Origin of the sequence: Amycolatopsis sp. MtRt-6 (assembly GCF_017308975.1) — a bacterium.
Taxonomy (GTDB): domain Bacteria; phylum Actinomycetota; class Actinomycetes; order Mycobacteriales; family Pseudonocardiaceae; genus Amycolatopsis.
On record NZ_JADWPD010000037.1, the window covers coordinates 24,046 to 40,751 of the forward strand.

Sequence of the window (16,706 nt, forward strand, 5' to 3'; positions counted from 1 at the left end):
GTGTCCACCAGGCTCATGAACGAAGTTGCCGCCGGGATCCCCAGGCCGGGCGTACGATCGCGGTTGCGCGCGGTTCCCCGGGTGTTCGCCACGGCGCTGGGCGTGATCGCCGCGCTGTGCGTCCTCTCGGCGGTGAGCGCCGCGCTGGGCCGCGGCTTCCAGCCGGTGCGGCAGTTCGTCGACGACGCCGTGTTCCCCGCCCCGCCCAACGTCGCGTACGGCTTGTTCCTCGCGGTGCTGGCGGGCGCGGTGGCCCGCCGCAAGCGGGCCGCCCGGACGGTACTGGGCGGCCTGCTCCTGGCCCAGGCGGCGGCCAGCATGCTGACCGGGCTGCTGGTGGTGCTGGCCCCGGACCGGTTCCTGCTCGACGACGACGGGCAGCCGCTGGAGCTGAAGGGCTGGGACCTGTGGTCCCTCTGGCAGTCCTGCCTGATCGCGGTCGTCGCGTTGGCCGTGCTCCTGGCTGCGAAGCGGGAGTTCTACGGGCGGACACGCAAGGCGGCGCTGCGCAAGGCCGTCCTGCTGTTCGCCGGTCTGCTCGGGGTCTCCATCCTGCTCGGCGGTGCGCTGGTCCAGGTGTTCCCGGGCTCGCTGCGGTCGGTGGGTGACCGGTGGAGCTGGGCGGTCGAGACGGTCATCGGTGGGGCGATCCAGCTGGACATCACCCGAGTGGGTGACGCGCCGGGCTGGGTCGCGCTGTCGGTGTCGCTGTTCGGCGTGGTCTCGCTGTTCGCCGCGCTGCTGTGGATGCTGCGTTCGCAGCGGATGACGGCTTTGCTGACGACCGAGGACGAGATCGCCGTCCGCAGGTTGCTCGCCGCCCACGGTGAACGCGATTCACTCGGCTACTTCGCCACCCGGCGGGACAAGGCCGTGGTGTTCGCCCCTTCCGGCGAGGCGGCGATCACCTACCGCGTCGTCGCCGGGGTGTGCCTGGCCAGTGGCGACCCGCTCGGCGCGCCGGACGCGTGGCAGCCCGCCATCGCCCGGTGGCTGGCGATGTGCGCCGAGTACACCTGGAGCCCGGCGGTGATGGGTGCCGGGGAAGAAGCCGCCGAAGCGTACGTACGGGCCGGGCTGAAGGCGATCGAACTCGGCGACGAAGCGATCCTCGACGTCACCGGCTACACCCTGGCCGGGCCGGACATGCGCCCGGTGCGCCAGGCCGTCACCCGGATCGAGCGGGCCGGGTACACCGCGCGGGTGCGCCGGCACGCCGACGTCCCGCCCGAGCAGCTCGCCGCCGCGGCCGCACTGGCCGATCGCTGGCGCGACACCGATTCCGAACGCGGCTTCTCGATGGCGCTCGGCCGGCTGAACGATCCCACCGACGGGCAGTGCGTGCTGGTCGAAGCGCTCGACGCGGCCGGGAACGTCCGGGCGCTGCTGTCGTTCGTGCCGTGGGGCCGGACCGGGCTTTCCCTCGACCTCATGCGCCGTGACCGCGATGCCGGCAACGGCCTGATGGAGTTCATGGTCAGCGCGCTGGCCGCCGGTGCGCCCGCGCTCGGTGTCCGGCGGGTGTCGCTGAACTTCGCGGTGTTCCGCGCGGTGTTCGAAGAGGGCGCGCGGATCGGCGCCGGCCCGGTCCTGCGGGCCTGGCGGCGGCTGCTGCTGTTCTTCTCCCGGTGGTGGCAGCTCGAATCGCTCTACCGGTCGAACGTCAAGTACCGCCCGCACTGGGAGCCACGCTTCCTGATCTACGGGGACCGGCGCGACCTGGCGCGGGTCGGGCTCGCCTCGGCCATCGCCGAAGGCTTCCTCGGCCGCGGTTCGACCGCGCCCGCACACGAAAGCGACCCGGCGCTGCCGGCTGCCGTCCGCGCCATCGAGAGCGCGGGGCCCGCCGTCGACGACCGGCCCGTGCCCGCCTCCGAACAGACCCGGATCCGGCTGGCCAAGCTCGACGAACTGCGGGCCCGCGGCGTCGATCCCTATCCCGTCCTGGTACCCCGCGACACCGTCCTCGCGGAGGTGACCCGGCGCTTTCCGGACCTCGCGCCGGACACCCGCACGGGGGAGCGCGTCGCCGTCACAGGCCGGGTCATGCTGATGCGCGACCACGGCAAGCTGTGTTTCGCGACCCTGCGGGACTGGTCCGGTGACCTCCAGGTCATGCTCGCGGCACCGGACACCGCCGAGGACGACCTGCGCGGCTGGCGGGCGGACGTCGACCTCGGCGACCACGTCGCGGTCCGCGGCGAGGTGATCACCTCCCGGCGCGGTGAGCTGTCGATCCTCGCCGAGAGCTGGACGCTGGCGGCGAAGTGCCTGCACCCGTTGCCCGACAAGCACTCCGGCCTCACCGACCCCGAAGCCAGGGTCCGGCAGCGCTATCTCGACCTGGTCGTCCGCCCGCGGTCGCGGGAGCTGCTGCGCGCCCGTGGCGGGGCGATCCAGGCACTGCGGACGACGCTGCTCGGCCAGGACTACCTCGAAGTCGAAACGCCGATGCTGCAGCCCGTGCACGGCGGCGCGAACGCCCGCCCGTTCGTCACGCACATCAACGCCTACGACATGCGGCTCTACCTGCGCATCGCCCCCGAGCTGTACCTGAAGCGGCTCTGCGTCGGGGGCGTGGAACGGGTCTTCGAGCTCGGGCGCACCTTCCGCAACGAAGGCGTGTCCTACAAGCACAATCCCGAGTTCACCATGCTGGAGGCGTACGAGGCCTACGCGGACTACACGATCATGCGAGCGCGGTGCCGGCAGCTGATCAAGGCCGCCGCCACCGCCATCCACGGCAGTGAAACGGCCGGCGAACTGGACCTTTCCGGTGACTGGCCGGTCGTGCCCGTCCACCACGCCATCTCCGAAGCGCTCGGCGAGGAGATCACCAGCAGCACACCGGAAACCCGGTTGCGGCAGCTGTGCGACGCCGCCGGGATCGCGCACAATCCACAGTGGACACGCGGTGCGGTCGTCCTCGAACTCTACGAACGCCTCGTCGAGGAGCAGACCGCCGGACCGGTGTTCTACACCGACTTCCCCGCCGACGTCTCCCCGCTCACCCGCCCGCACCGCGACGACCCGGAACTGGCCGAACGCTGGGACCTCGTCATCAAGGGCACGGAAGTCGCCACCGCCTACTCCGAACTCGTCGACCCGGTCGAACAGCGCCGCCGGCTCGTCGCCCAATCACTGCTCGCCGCGGGCGGCGATCCCGAGGCGATGGAAGTCGACGAAGACTTCCTCACCGCGCTCGAGTACGCCATGCCGCCCTCCGGCGGGCTGGGCCTGGGTGTCGACCGGCTCGTCATGCTGCTGACGGGCACCACGATCCGGGACACCCTCGCCTTCCCGCTGGTCCGGCCGGAATGACGACGTCGGTTCAGCGTGCCGTGAGCCGGCCGCCGATCCACCAGCCGAGTTCGATCAGGACCACGCCCGCGGCGGCGCAGCCGAGCGCGGTGAGCGTGTGGCCGGTGTTGCCCGGGTCCAGCAGGAACAGCCGCCGCGTCACCGGCAGGACGAACATCAGGCCGGACACGAGAGCCATCGTCGCGACCAGGCCGGCCTTCCACCACGTGTAGGGCCGGGCGACGATCCCCAGCACCCACAACGCGAGCGCCATCAGCGTGATCAGCGCCGTGGTGCTGGCCTGCACCTGCGCGGACTCGCCGGCGGCGCCGCCGGGGTGCACCAGGACGTAGGCGGTGAAGGAGGCCGCGGCGATCACCACCCCGGCCGGGATCGCCATCCGCAGCACCCGGCCCACGAAACCGCCGCGGGCGCGGTCGTTGTTGGGGGCCAGGGAGAGCACGAACGCGGGGAGGCCGATGGTGAACCAGCCGACGATGGTGACGTGCCGGGGCAGGAACGGGTAGGGCACCGCCGCGAGGCCGATCAGGCCGGGCACACCCACGATGATCGCGAGCAGCACCGAGTAGACGGTCTTGGTGAGGAACAGGTTGGCGACCCGCTCGATGTTCCCGATCACCCGCCGGCCTTCGCTCACGACCTGGGGGAGGGTGGCGAACGCGTTGTCCAGCAGGACGATCTGGGCGACCGACCGGGTCGCCGGGCTGCCCGCCCCCATCGCGACGCCGACGTCGGCGTCCTTGAGCGCGAGGACGTCGTTGACGCCGTCGCCGGTCATCGCGACCGTGTGCCCCCGTGACTGCAGCGCGGCGACCATGGCCCGCTTCTGGGCGGGCGTGACCCGCCCGAACACGGTGCCGCGCTCCAGCTCGCCGGCCAGCGCGCCGGGATCCTCGGGCAGGGTCCGGGCATCGACCGGCGCTTCGGCCCCCGGCAGGGACAGGGCCCGCGCGACCGCGCCCACCGAGACGGCGTTGTCGCCGGAGATCACCTTGACGGCCACGCCCTGGGCGGCGAAGTAGTCCAGGGTCTCGCGGGCGTCACCGCGGATCGTCTGCTCCAGGACCACCAGCGCGACCGGGGTCACCTCGCCCGGTGCCTCCGGCGCGTCGAGGCCGGTCGCGGCCCGGCCGAGCAGCAGTACCCGCAGCCCGTGCGCGCCGATCCGCTCCGCCTCCGCGCGCTCGGGCGAACCGGCGGCCAGCAGGACGTCGGGAGCACCGAGCACCCAGTCGCCGTGTTCGCCGAAGCCCGCGCCGCTCCACTTGCGCGCCGACGAGAAGGGCGCGACCGCCGTCGCGGTCCAGCCGGGCGCCGGCGGGCACGCCTGGGCGATGGCCAGGAGGCTCGCGTTCGGGCGGGGGTCGGCGGCGGCCAGCGCGGCGAGCACGAGCTCGGGGACGACGTCCGGCTCGCCGAGCGGCCGCACCTCGGAAACGCGCATGGTGTTCTCGGTGAGCGTGCCGGTCTTGTCGGCGCAGACCACGTCCACCCGCGCCAGGCCCTCGATCGCCGGCAGCTCGTTGACCAGGCACTGCCGCCGGCCCAGCCGCACCACGCCGACCGCGAACGCGACCGAGGTCAGCAGGATCAGGCCTTCGGGCACCATCGGGACGAGCGCGGCGACCATGCCGCGCAGTGCTTCGGGCAGGGCTTGCGAGCCCGAGAGCTGGTTGTAGATCGACAGCGCCCCGGCCGGGATGAGCAGGTACGTGATGACCTTCAGGATCGTGTTGATGCCGGCACGCAGCTCGGAATCCGCGAGGGTGAACCGCCCCGCCTCCTCGGCGAGCTTCGCCGCGTACGCTTCCCGCCCGACCTTCGTCGCGCGGTAGGCGCCGCTGCCCGCCACCACGAAACTGCCGGACATCACCTCCTCGCCCGGGTTCTTCACGACCGGGTCCGATTCGCCGGTGAGCAGCGACTCGTCCACTTCCAGGGCGTCGGCCGCCAGGACCGTGCCGTCGACCACGATCTGGTCGCCCGGACCGACCTCGACGACGTCGTCGGCCACCACCTCGGCCGGCGCCAGTTCGCGGCTCACGCCGTCCCGGCGCACGCGCGGCCGGACCTGGCCGACGATCGCCAGCCGGTCCAGTGTCCGCTTCGCCCGCAGCTCCTGGATGATGCCGACGGCGCTGTTGGCCACGATCAGGCCGGCGAACAGCCCGTCCAGCAGGTAGCCGGTCGAGAAGATGATCACCGCCAGCACCGCGAAGATCGCGTTGATCCGGGTGAGCACGTTCGACCGCACGATCTCGCCGGTGCTGCGGCTCACCCGGGCGGGTACGTCGTTGGTCCGGCCCTCGGCGACCCGTTCGGCCACTTCGGCGGCGGTCAGCCCGGCCGTGACCTCGTCGACGAGCAGGCGTGCATCCCCTGGCATGGCCGCGACCCTACGCAGGTTCCGGCCGATCCGGGCCACCGAGCCCACGAACGGGTGCGCGGAACCGGCCGACCGGCGGGGGGACATCCAGCCGGGTAGGGGGTGGTTCCGGACGCCCGGCGGCTGGGCGGGCCGGGGCGACCTCACGACACTGGAACACGGCACTCACCGAGCGCGCAGCTCACCCCGTCTGTCCCCTGGAGGAGAACCATGTTCAATCGGATGCTGAGCCGCTTCGGCATCGGTGGCCCGTCCGTCGACACCGTGCTGGACTCGCCGCACGCCGAGCCCGGCCGGCCGGTCACCGGGCAGGTGCACGTCCGGGGTGGCAACGCGGACGCCGAGATCGGCCAGGTCGTGCTGGCCCTCGTCGCCAGTGCCGACCCGGCGCCCGGCGAATACGGGTACGGCGGCGACGCGGAGATCTCCCGGCTGGTCGTGCAGCAGGGACTGCGGGTCCCGGCGGGGCAGCTCGTCTCGATCCCGTTCCGGCTGCCGCTGCCGTGGGAGACGCCCGTCACCGCGGTCGGCGGCACCGCCCTGCCCGGGATGCGCGTGGGCGTGCGCACCGACCTGCTCGTCGAAGGGGCACCCGACAAGGGCGACCTCGACCCGGTGCTGGTCGGCCCGCTGCCTTCGCAGAACAAGGTGCTGGACGCGTTCGGCGCGCTCGGATTCACCTTCCGCGGCGCCGGCATCGTGGCCGGGCACCTGCCGGGCGTGTCGGGCGAGCTCGGATTTCACCAGGAGCTCGAATTCTTCCCGCCGGCCCAGTACGCGGGCCGGGTGAACCAGGTCACGGTGACCTTCGTGGCGGCCCCGAACGAGCTCCACGTGGTCCTGGACGCCGACAAGCGCGGCGACACGCCCGGCCACCTCCGGCTCGCGCACGAGGATGCGCAGCACACCGACTGGGCGGCCCCGGTCAGCGCCTGGCTCGCCCAGGCGGCCGAGCGCAGCCCCGTGAACCTGGCCTTCGGCGGTCAGCCCGGCTACGGGGCACAGCACGGTTACGGGGCACAGCCCGGCTATGGCGGGCCGCAGGGCTACCCCGGCCCCGGCCACGACGACCACCACGGGCAGCGGCGCGGGCCGGGGGCGGGCGGCATGCTCGCCGCCGGTGCGGCCGGCGTGGCCGGCGGCGTGCTCGGCGGCATGGTCCTCGGTGGCGTCGCCGACGAGTTCTTCGGCGACGACGAAGGATGACCTGCCGCTCCCCGCTGAAGACGCCGGCGAAGCCCCCCGATTGGACAACCCCGCACCTGTGCGTTATTTGTCCATTGAGGACGATGCGCGCGGAGTGAACCGAAGGCCCACCGACGAACGGAACGCATGATCAGCCCACTGGACCTGTCCCTGATCACCGGGCCGATCCCCGTCGTCGCCACCGTGGCCGGCGCGGTCGCGTTGCTCTGCCTCGCGGTCCGGAAGGACCGCCGGTGGTGGACCCGGGTTGTCCCGGTCGTGGTGCTCGCGTGCGCGGTGGTCGTGGCCGGGGCGACCTACCTGGTCGACCACGTGTGGAAGCCGTGGCCGGAGCCGTTGCCCTTGGTGCTGGCGGTGTGGGCGGGCGCGGCGCTGGTGGCCGCCGCCCTGGCGGTCGCGCGGCTGCGCACCGGACGGTGGTACCGGCGTGTGCTCGCCGTCGCGGCGGCGCTGGTCGTGCTGGCGAGCGCGGGCACGGCCGCGAACGCCTACTTCGGTTTCTACCCCACATCGCGCGCGGCGCTCGAGGTGTTCGCGAACACCCGGGTCGGCCTCGACACGGCCGCGCCGCCGCCGGCGGGCGTCGTCGAAGTGCCGGCCGGCGGCAAGCTCGCCGACGTGTGGCGGAAGCCCGCCGGCCTGCCGGAGAAGGGCACGGTGTCGGAAGCGGCGATCCCCGGCGCGTTCACCGCCCGTCCGGCGTGGATCTACCTGCCACCCGCGTACGCGGTGAACCCCCGGCCGCGGCTGCCGGTCCTGGTGCTGCTCGCGGGGCAGCCGGGTTCGCCGCGCGACTGGTTCGACGCGGGCCGGCTCGCCGAGCGGCTGGACGCGTTCGCGCGGGCGCACGACGGGCTGGCGCCGATCGCGGTGGTGACCGACCAGCTCGGTGCCCGGATGGCGAACCCGCTGTGCCTGGACTCGAAGCTGGGCCGGTCGGAGACGTACCTGGCCCGTGACGTGCCCGCCTGGATCAAGCAGCGGCTGACGGTCGACGAGCGTCGCGAGGCCTGGACGATCGCGGGTCTTTCGCAGGGCGGCACGTGCGCGCTCCAGCTCGCCGTGCGCGCGCCGGACGTGTACGGGAACTTCGTCGACCTCACCGGGCAGCGCGAACCGTCGCTCGGCACCCGTGCCGCGACGGTCAAGGCCGCGTTCGGCGGCGACGAGTCGGCGTTCACCCGCGTCAACCCGATGGACATCCTCGCCCGGCAGCGGTTCCCGCACACCGCGGGGGTGATCGTCGCCGGCCGTGACGACGCGGCCTACCGCCCGGCGGCCGCCGAGGTGTTCCAGGCCGGTCGCCGGGCCGGCATGGACCTGCAGTGGAAGGAACTGCCGGGAGGGCACGACTGGACCGTGTGGCGCGCGGGCCTCTACGACTCCTTGCCCTGGCTGGCCGTGCGCACAGGCCTGAGCCGATGATCACCACGAGCACCGGCCGGTCCGGGGGAACGAGAGTCATGAGTACACGATTGGGCCGCCTGCTCCGCACCGCTCCGCTGACGTGCGTGTTCCTCATCGCGTTCTGGACCGTCGGCGCGCTGACGGGTGCGCTGGGCGATCAGAACGACGAGTTGCTCGCACGCGTCGGCGCCGGCACCGACAGCCCGCCGTGGACGGCACTCTCTTCCGCGCTGTGGGCCATGGACCTGACGGGCTACCTGGCGACCACCGTGCTGCTGCTGGTGTTCGGCACGCTCGCCGAGCGCGAGTTCGGTGCCCTGCGCACGGCAGCGATCTTCCTCGGCTCCCACGTCCTCGGCGTGTACCTGGGGCTGGGGGTAGTGGTGTTCGGCAGCGACCTGCAGCCGACCTGGCTCGATTCGCTCCGGGGAGCGGCCGCGGCCGGCCCGTCGATCGGCGGGGTGGGGCTCGCGCTGGCGCTGACGTTCCGGATGCCGTCGTTGTGGCGGCGCCGCGTCCGGCTGATGACCGTCCTGTCGGTCCTGGTGCTCACGCTGTACTCGGGGTGGCTGGAGGACCTGCTGAGGCTGTCCGGCGGCGTGATCGGACTGCTGATCGGCGCGTTGTTCCTGCGGAACGGCGCGGTCCGCGCGCCCCGGACCCTGGCGGAGACCCGCGTCCTCGTCGGGCTCGTGGTGGCGGCGTCGGCGCTCGGGCCGGTGGTGACGATGCTGTCGCCGTATCCGAACGGTCCGTTGTCGTGGTACTCCGATGTGGTGGCGGTCGCGCGACCGGCGGCGGAGGACGTGACCTCGATGTGCGCCTCCGACGCGGTGGACCTGTGCCGCACGATGCTGATCCAGCTGTCCTACGGGCGGTTCCCGGCGTTGGTGATGTCGTTGCTCCCGGCGCTGCTGCTGCTCGTGCTCGCGGAAGGACTGCGGCGCGGACGGCGGTTCGCCTGGTGGTCGGCGCTGACGTTCAACGTGGCGTACGCGGCGATCGTCGGCTGGTTCGTGGCGGACGCCGCGCGGCTGCCGAACGCCGGTGCGCTGGAAATCGGCTTCTCCTACGGCGTGCCCATCCTGGCGCCGCTCGCCGTCACCGCCGTGCTGCTGGTGACGCGCAAGTACTTCACCGTGAAGCTGCCCCGTCACGCCATCAGGAAGTTCTGGCAGTTCACGCTGGGCAGCATCGGGGTGCTGTCGGCGCTGTACGTCTTCGTCGGCTTCCTCGCGCGTGACCAGTTCTCGCCGGAACCGAGTTTCGCCGGGCTGCTCGCCGACCTGCCGAAGCGGTTCCTGCCGCCGGGCTACCTGCTCGGGCTGATCTCGGCGGAGTTCAAGGCGGACGGGTTCGTCGCCACGGTGCTGTTCGAGTACAGCGGCGTGGTGTTCTGGCTGATCGTGCTGACCGGCCTGCTGCTGGCGTCGTGGCGCGCGTGGCCGTCGTCGTCGGAGAAGGAGGCGGCGCACGCCCGCGACCTGATGCGGCGGTACGGCGGGTCGTCGCTGTCGTACATGACGACCTGGCGCGGCAACCAGTACTGGTTCACCCCCGACGGCGAGACGGTGATCGCCTATCGCGTGGTGGCGACCATCGCCCTGACCGTCGGTGACCCGATCGGCCCCGCACCGGCCGCGGCCGTGCGCGGATTCGCCGAGTTCTGCCACGAAAACGGCTGGACACCGTGCCTCTACAGCATCACCGAGGAGACGAGGGAGGCGGTGGGCCCGCTCGGCTGGTCCGCGGTGCAGGTCGCCGAGGACACCGTGGTCGAACTCGGCACGCTGAGCTTCACCGGCAAGAAGTGGCAGGACGTCCGGACAGCCTTGAACAAGGCGGCCAAGGCCGGCATCACCGCCGAGTGGTGCGCCTACGCCGACGCGCCCCACGCGATCACCGATCAGGTCCGCGCCATCTCGGCGGAATGGGTGGCGGACAAGGGACTGCCCGAGATGGGCTTCACGCTCGGTGGCCTCGGAGAGCTCACCGGCGACGGCGTGCGGTGCCTGCTCGCCATCGACGCCGACCGCACGGTGCACGGCGTCACCAGCTGGCTGCCGGTGTACGACGACGGCGAAATCGTCGGGTACACGCTCGACTTCATGCGCCGCCGGGCCGGTGGTTTCCGCGGCTCGATGGAGTTCCTGATCGCCTCGGCGGCGCTGGAGCTGAAGGCCGGGGGGATCCGGTTCCTCAGCCTGTCCGGCGCGCCGCTCGCCCGGCTGGACCGCGGGGAACGCCCGCGCGCGCTGCAGCGGGTGCTGGACATGACCGGGCAGGTGCTGGAGCCGGTGTACGGGTTCCGTTCGCTGTTCGCGTTCAAGGCGAAGTTCCAGCCCAGCTACCGGCCGCTGTACATGGCCTACCCCGATCCGGCCGCCCTGCCGCGGATCGCGAACGCGGTCGGCCGCGCCTACCTGCCCCAGGTCAACCCGCGCCAGGGCGTTCGCCTCGCCGTCAAGATGATCACCCGCTCGTGAGTGGCCGGGTGGTACGGCGGAATCCCGCCGATCGGCGGGCCGGTCCGGAAACCTGGCGGATGGTCCCCGGCCCGGTCACTGCGAGACGGTGGCCGCATGACCAAGTTACCGCCGCTGGAGACGTCGCCTCCTGAGTCCCCGACACCGCCCGAAGCCGCTCCCTCGCTGGGGCGGCTGGTCGGCGTCGACCTGGCCCGCGCGCTGGCCGTGTTCGGGATGTTCGTCATCCACATCGGACCGTCGGCGTCGGCCGTGGACGGCATCGGCGCCTGGGTGCGAGGCCTGGCGGAAGGCCGTTCGTCGGCCCTGTTCGCCACCCTCGCCGGTTTCTCGCTGATGCTGATCGCCGGCCGCCTGGAGCCGAAGACCGGCGTGGCCGGCCGCCAGGCGAGAGCCCGGATCGTGATCCGGGCCGTGGTCCTGCTGGCGCTGGGCACGGTCATGGCGATGGCCTTCGGGGGTGTGGTGATCCTCGCCTTCTACGGCCTCTACTTCCTGCTGGCGCTGCCGCTGGTGCGGCTGCCGGCCAGGACCCTTGCCATCATCGCGGCGACGCTCGCGGTCGTCATGCCGCCGCTGGCGTTCGGCGTGCGGTCGCTGCTGACCGAGCCGGTCACGGCGGCCCTCAAGGCGTATGACCCGCTCGACCGGATCGGCGGCGTGGGGGTGCTGGATCTGCTGGTCACCGGCTTCTACCCGGCGATGACGTGGATGGCGTTCGTGATCGCCGGGATGGCGCTGGGCCGGTTGGACCTGACCGCCCGCACCGTGCAACGGCGGCTGGCCGTGCTCGGCCCCGCCCTCACCGTGTTCGCCTACGGCACGTCCTGGCTGCTGGGCCGGCTGTTCGACGGCGTCCGGGTGGCCGCGGAGATGCAGTCGGCCTCGGCGCACGGCTCGGGGTCGGGACCGAAGTCGTTCGGCCCCGGTGCTGACATGGCGCTGTCGGGACCGAAGTCGTTCGGCTCCGGTGCCGACATGGCATCGGCCGACGCCGCCGGATCGGCTTGGTCGCTGCTGACGGCCGGACCGCACAGCGGAATGACGTTCGACATCGTCGGCAGCGTCGGCGTCGCGATCACCGTGATCGTGGGCGCGACGGTGGCCATCGACCGCCTGGGGTGGCTGCGCCGTCTCGCCGCACCGATCATCGCCGTCGGCACCATGTCCCTGACGGCTTACGTCGGCCACTTCGTGGTGTCGCCCATGGTGTCCGTGTCCACCGGGACCGAGTCCCAGGATTCCTGGGTGCCCGTGCTCCTGTTCATCCTCGGCACCATCGTGTTCGCCGGGATCTGGTCTCGGTTCTTCCGCCGTGGACCGCTGGAGTACCTGCTCAACATCGCCACCAAGCCGGCGAAGCACCTCCGATGAGATCCGGCCGGGGCGGCCTTCCTCCGGGCCGCCCCGGCCGCAGTGGCGGACTGTCCTTTTCGGAGGGTCGCTCGTCCTGGTGGTGTCGTGCGCCCGATGTTCGTTGGCAGCGGGCCAGGATGCGCCCCAATGTGGCGTTGGTTGCGTTGGACGCACCGAACGCCACATTGGGGCGCTCGTCTCGACCGGCAAACAATTTGCGACGCGCGACACTGGGCGGTCTGGCCGTCGCGGCGGTCGCGATGCCCGCACCCACGACGAACTGATCGCCGGCAACCCGCTGTACGCCGAGTTCGCCGCCACCCAGCTGCTGACCGGCGAAGTGGCGAGCCGGTGAAATGCCCGCGTGAGGGGCACTCTCATGGCGTGACGGCCACGAGGGTGCCCCTCCTGGCCGTCACGCCGGCTTCCGGCCCAGGCGCAGAGCCGGTTTCGTGGCCTCGTGCAGCAGGTACTCCAGCGGGCCGCGCCGGAAGAACCGGGACCAGACCAGCGCGAAGACGATCGCGCCAGCGATGAATCCGAGGAGGACGGCGGGCGGCTCGCCCTGCGCTCCGCTGAGCCCGAACACCGCGATCGCGACGACGTGACCCGTGTAGGCGGTCAGGGACATCGACCCGACCGCCGTCACCGGGCGCCAAACCCGGAGCCGGGGCAGCTTGTCCGTCAGGACCAGAGCGCAGACCAGCACCGTGATCGCCACGCCCACCGAGCCGGCGATCTCGAACGGCGTGCCGCTGTGCGGTGAGGACACGAGCAACCACGCGGGCGTGTCGGTGTTCACCGCACCCGACGCCACCCAGCGGTCCCCGTCCTGGTATCCGAGTTCGAGCACCCCGCCGGGGCCGGGCAGCTTGCCGCTTCCCGGCACCGCGTCGTTCCCGACCAGGTCCGTCACCCCGAAGAGGCGGATCGCCAGCCAGGAGCCACCGTAGCCGGCGAGGACGAGCGCCGGTCCCAGGACGGCCAGCCGGACCCTGGTGACTGCGGCGGCGAGGTCGAGCCGGCCGAGAGCCAGGCCCGCGAACACGAACGGCAGCCAGGTGGCGACCGGGTAGCTACCCGTGAACAGCAGCCGGACGACGCCCTCCCCGCCGATCGCCTCGACGGGGTCGTGGGTGGTGATCGCCTGGCCCCAGCCGCTGCTGTCCAGGAACCGGCGCACCACAAAGGACAGCAGCGGTCCCGCGATCGCGGTACCCGCGGCGATCAAGGCCAGCGCCGGGGCCCGCAGCCGGGTGAACGGCAGTGTCAGCAGGAAATACACGCCGTAGTAGGCGAGGATCACCACAACCGTGGTGCCCGTCATCGTCAACGCCGTCCCGCACAACAGCAGGATGACGCCCCGGATCGCGATCCGGCCCGCGGCCTGCCGCCACGGCACCCCGGTCAGCGGCTCCTGCCTGCCCGACATGATCGCCAGCGACAGGCCGGCCAGGGTCGCGAACAACACCGACGAACGGCCTTGAACGAACTCCATCAGCACGCCGGTGACCCCGCCGATGCTCGGATCCGGGCCGACGTGCGCGCCGAACATGCCGAACACGGCCAGGCCGCGCGCCAGGTCGATGCCCGCGAGGCGCGCGATGCCAGGCTTCGTTGTTGTACTTTCAGTAGTCGTCATGCTCCGCAGCGTGGCGGGCCGTGGTCGGATCGCACATCCGCCGGTGAGCGGGAAACCGCCCGCCGCCCGGCTGGAACTCGTCGTCCGCACGGCTTCTCGAAGGGCCCGGCGGCGAACGGCCGCACGAGCACGACCGCCAACGCGGTCCCGCACCCGCGGGCGACCTACCGCCGGCGCAGCAGGATCGTGCCCACCACGCAGGCGAGCGTCAGGCGGCGAGCGTCAGCCGGAGCCACGGCGACTCCGGCGGACCCGCCGCCCCGGCCGCCGCGTCCGGACCGGGACGGTCATCGCGGCGCCCGGCTCACCACTGCTCGCCGTCGTCCCAGCCGCCTTGGCCCCCGTCGCCGTGGCCGCCGCCGTGGTGCTCGCCCGCCGAGGCCTCGTGGCCGCCGAACGCCCCGCTCAGGCCCTGGAACAGCAACGCGCCACCGGCGACACCCGCGGCCGCGGCCGCCGCCGTCTTCAGGAGACCGCCCCCGGACCCGCCCTGCGGCGCGGCCCCCGGGGCCACCTGGTCCCGGTTCTGGCCGAACATGCGAGACATGAACCCACCACCCTCCTGCTGCGCGGGCTGGGGTGCGCCGGCCGGCGCCGCCCCGAAGGCCGGCGCCGGGGCAGCTCCGAAGGCCGGCGCCGGGGCAGCTCCGAAGGCCGGTGCCGGGGCAGCTCCGAAGGCCGGTGCCGGTGGGGCGGCTTGCAGCTCCGCGATCCGGGCCTGGGCGGTGCGCAGCGCGTCTTCCTGCACCAGCACGGCCTGCACGAGCAGGTAGAGCGCATCGGGCTGGGACCCGACGTGGTGGGCGATCAACTCGGCGGCCTGCGGGTCCTTCTGCACCGGCTGGGCCTGCCGCAGCCGGTTCGCCAGCCCGAGGATCAGTTCGCGGTCCTGGTTCTCCATGAGAACTCCCTTCGTCGGATCCGATCTTCGGCGCGTACCCCCGTCCGCGGACACCGGTGACCTGGCCCGAACCGCCCGCCGACCGGCTGTCGATCTCCAGCCGATCGGCCGACGCGCGCCGCCGGCCACCGGATGGCAGCCCGAGGCCCGTCGCGGCGAGACTGACCGCATGGTTCGAGTGATCGTCGTGGACGACGAGGAGCTGGTGCGGTCGGGCTTTCGCCGCATCCTCCAAGCGGCCGGGGACATCGAGGTCGTGGCGACCGTCTCCGGCGGGGAGGCGGTGCGGGAGGTCGGCCTGCACGCGCCCGACGTCGTGCTCCTGGACATCCGGATGCCCGACGTCGACGGCCTGACCGTCCTGCGGCAGCTGCGCGGCCTGACCGACCCGCCGGTCGTGGCGATGCTCACCACGTTCGACTCCGACGAGTACATCGCCACCGCCCTGCGCTCCGGCGCGGCCGGGCTCATCCTCAAGGACACCGCTCCCGAGCAGCTCGCCCAGCTGGTCCGCACCCTGGCCGCCGGCGGCGTCGTCCTCTCGCCGAAGGTCACCCGGACGGTGGTGGACGGCTACCTCGACTCGGGCGCCGGGGCCGCCGTGGCCACCCAGGCCGGCCGGCTGTCCGAGCGGGAGCGAGCCGTGCTTGTCCTGATCGCCGACGGACTGTCCAATGCCGACATCGCCGGCCGGATCCGCGTCAGCGTCGGCACGGTGAAGGACCACGTGTCCGCGATCCTGACGAAGCTCGAGGTCGGCAGCCGCGTGCAGGCGGCGCTCGTCGCGCAGCGCGCCGGCCTGCTCGAGAACCGGCCGTCGTGAACCGGAAGCACCTCCTGCTCGCCGACGCCGGGCTGCTCGCCCTCGCCGCCGTCGACGCCGGATTCAACCAGCCCATCGGGCCGCCGGCCGCCGGCGCCGTCATGCTGGCCGTCGGCGCGCTGCTGGTCCGGCGCCGGTGGCCGGTCCCGGTCTTCCTGCTCACCTTGCCCGCGCTCGCGCTCGTGGGCTCGGTGATCGCGACGCTCATCGCCCTCTACGCCGTTGCGGTGCGATATTCGAACCGGTACCTGCTCGCCGGCTTCGGGGTGGTCGCCGTGGTCGGCTACCTCGTCCCCGGCATGGAGTACCAGTACTCGCGCAGCGATCTGCTGCTCACCATCATCTACGCGACGATGACCGCGGCCGTCCCGATCTGCTTCGGCCGGCTGGTCCACGCTCAGCGGGAACTCCCGTTGCGGCTGGAAGACATCCGGGCCGCCCGCGAACACGAACGGCTTCTCGACGCCCAGGCCGCCCTGGCCAGGGAACGCAACCAGCTCGCCCGCGAGATGCACGACGTCGTCTCCCACCAGGTCAGCCTGATCGCCGTCCAGGCCGGCGCCATCGGGGTCTCCACCACCGACCCGGACGTGAAGGCCGCGGCCGGGAACATCCGCAAACTGTCCGTCGGCACCCTCGACGAGCTCCGGCACATGGTCAACCTCCTCCGCGCCTCCGGCAGCCGGACCACCGGGCTCACCCCGCAGCCGACACTGTCCGATCTGGACAGCCTGATCGCCGGCAGCGGCATCGAAGCGCGGCTGACCGGCGCTGCGCCCGAGGGCATCGACACCGCCGTCCAGCGGACCATCTACCGCACCATCCAGGAATCCCTGACCAACGTCCGCAAACACGCACCGGACAGCACCGCCGCCATCGCCTTCGCGCACGATGACACCGACCTCACCGTCACCGTCACCAACACCCGCCCGACCCGCCCGACCCTCGCCCTGCCCAGCGCTCACCACGGACTCATCGGTATCCGGGAGCGCGCCGCCCTGCTCGGCGGCACCGTCAAAGCCGCACCGACCGCCGACGGCGGCTTCCGGCTCGAACTCCGCCTGCCCCTCGCGGAGCAGCGCCGCTGACATCCGGGGTGATCACGGCGTCGGTCGCCGGGCGGGCAGTCCGCTGGTCGCGAGCGGTGCGGGGCCGGTTCGATCGTCGGCCGGGTACTT

At 72.5% G+C, this 16,706-nt stretch carries 10 protein-coding genes; 7 read left to right on the top strand and 3 right to left on the bottom strand.

The annotated features are described in order from the left end of the window. Entirely contained in the window at positions 1–3,321 is a 3,321-nt protein-coding gene (gene lysX, locus I4Q55_RS41430; protein ID WP_374194536.1) for a bifunctional lysylphosphatidylglycerol synthetase/lysine--tRNA ligase LysX, read from the top strand. A gap of 10 nt (positions 3,322–3,331) precedes the next feature. Here the strand turns inward: lysX and I4Q55_RS41435 are convergent, their stop codons facing one another. Beyond that, positions 3,332–5,707 (bottom strand): HAD-IC family P-type ATPase, encoded by a 2,376-nt coding sequence (locus tag I4Q55_RS41435; RefSeq protein WP_206796009.1) that lies wholly within the window; start codon positions 5,705–5,707, stop codon positions 3,332–3,334. A 210-nt stretch (positions 5,708–5,917) separates the two neighbouring features. Here I4Q55_RS41435 and I4Q55_RS41440 point away from each other — a divergent pair, with 210 nt between their 5' ends. From I4Q55_RS41440 to I4Q55_RS41455, 4 genes are all read left to right on the top strand, one after another. Continuing rightward, on the top strand, positions 5,918–6,913 hold the full coding sequence (locus I4Q55_RS41440) for a sporulation protein (protein WP_206796010.1): 996 nt from the start codon (positions 5,918–5,920) through the stop codon (positions 6,911–6,913). Positions 6,914–7,039: 126 nt separating this feature from the next. Continuing rightward, entirely contained in the window at positions 7,040–8,338 is a 1,299-nt protein-coding gene (locus I4Q55_RS41445; RefSeq protein ID WP_206796011.1) for an esterase family protein, read from the top strand. Between the two features lie 38 nt (positions 8,339–8,376). Further along, positions 8,377–10,806 (top strand): rhomboid family intramembrane serine protease, encoded by a 2,430-nt coding sequence (locus I4Q55_RS41450; protein ID WP_206796012.1) that lies wholly within the window; start codon positions 8,377–8,379, stop codon positions 10,804–10,806. Between the two features lie 96 nt (positions 10,807–10,902). Then, on the top strand, positions 10,903–12,180 hold the full coding sequence (locus tag I4Q55_RS41455; RefSeq protein ID WP_206796013.1) for a DUF418 domain-containing protein: 1,278 nt from the start codon (positions 10,903–10,905) through the stop codon (positions 12,178–12,180). Between the two features lie 397 nt (positions 12,181–12,577). Here I4Q55_RS41455 and I4Q55_RS41460 read toward each other — a convergent pair whose 3' ends face one another. Further along, positions 12,578–13,804 carry a DUF418 domain-containing protein gene (locus tag I4Q55_RS41460; protein ID WP_206796015.1) on the bottom strand — a complete coding sequence of 409 codons (1,227 nt, stop codon included), beginning with the start codon at positions 13,802–13,804 and terminating at the stop codon, positions 12,578–12,580. 304 nt (positions 13,805–14,108) lie between these two features. Next, positions 14,109–14,705: a DUF2076 family protein gene (locus I4Q55_RS41465; RefSeq protein ID WP_206796017.1), complete on the bottom strand. Its 597-nt coding sequence runs from the start codon at positions 14,703–14,705 to the stop codon at positions 14,109–14,111. Between the two features lie 169 nt (positions 14,706–14,874). Between I4Q55_RS41465 and I4Q55_RS41470 the strand changes: the two genes are divergently transcribed. Both I4Q55_RS41470 and I4Q55_RS41475 read left to right on the top strand, forming a co-directional pair. Continuing rightward, positions 14,875–15,528 carry a response regulator transcription factor gene (locus I4Q55_RS41470; protein ID WP_206796019.1) on the top strand — a complete coding sequence of 218 codons (654 nt, stop codon included), beginning with the start codon at positions 14,875–14,877 and terminating at the stop codon, positions 15,526–15,528. Continuing rightward, on the top strand, positions 15,525–16,616 hold the full coding sequence (locus I4Q55_RS41475) for a sensor histidine kinase (protein WP_206796021.1): 1,092 nt from the start codon (positions 15,525–15,527) through the stop codon (positions 16,614–16,616). The genes I4Q55_RS41470 and I4Q55_RS41475 overlap by 4 nt, the downstream gene beginning before the upstream one ends. Positions 16,617–16,706: the final 90 nt, after the last annotated feature.

What these genes read in the sequence shown, in the direction of transcription:
- I4Q55_RS41435 (WP_206796009.1), bottom strand. Translation starts at nt 5,707, where the DNA reads ATGCCAGGGGATGCACGCCTGCTCGTCGACGAGGTCACGGCCGGGCTG.
- I4Q55_RS41450 (WP_206796012.1), top strand. Translation starts at nt 8,377, where the DNA reads ATGAGTACACGATTGGGCCGCCTGCTCCGCACCGCTCCGCTGACGTGC.
- I4Q55_RS41470 (WP_206796019.1), top strand. Translation starts at nt 14,875, where the DNA reads ATGGTTCGAGTGATCGTCGTGGACGACGAGGAGCTGGTGCGGTCGGGC.
- I4Q55_RS41455 (WP_206796013.1), top strand. Translation starts at nt 10,903, where the DNA reads ATGACCAAGTTACCGCCGCTGGAGACGTCGCCTCCTGAGTCCCCGACA.
- I4Q55_RS41440 (WP_206796010.1), top strand. Translation starts at nt 5,918, where the DNA reads ATGTTCAATCGGATGCTGAGCCGCTTCGGCATCGGTGGCCCGTCCGTC.
- I4Q55_RS41445 (WP_206796011.1), top strand. Translation starts at nt 7,040, where the DNA reads ATGATCAGCCCACTGGACCTGTCCCTGATCACCGGGCCGATCCCCGTC.
- I4Q55_RS41465 (WP_206796017.1), bottom strand. Translation starts at nt 14,705, where the DNA reads ATGGAGAACCAGGACCGCGAACTGATCCTCGGGCTGGCGAACCGGCTG.
- I4Q55_RS41460 (WP_206796015.1), bottom strand. Translation starts at nt 13,804, where the DNA reads ATGACGACTACTGAAAGTACAACAACGAAGCCTGGCATCGCGCGCCTC.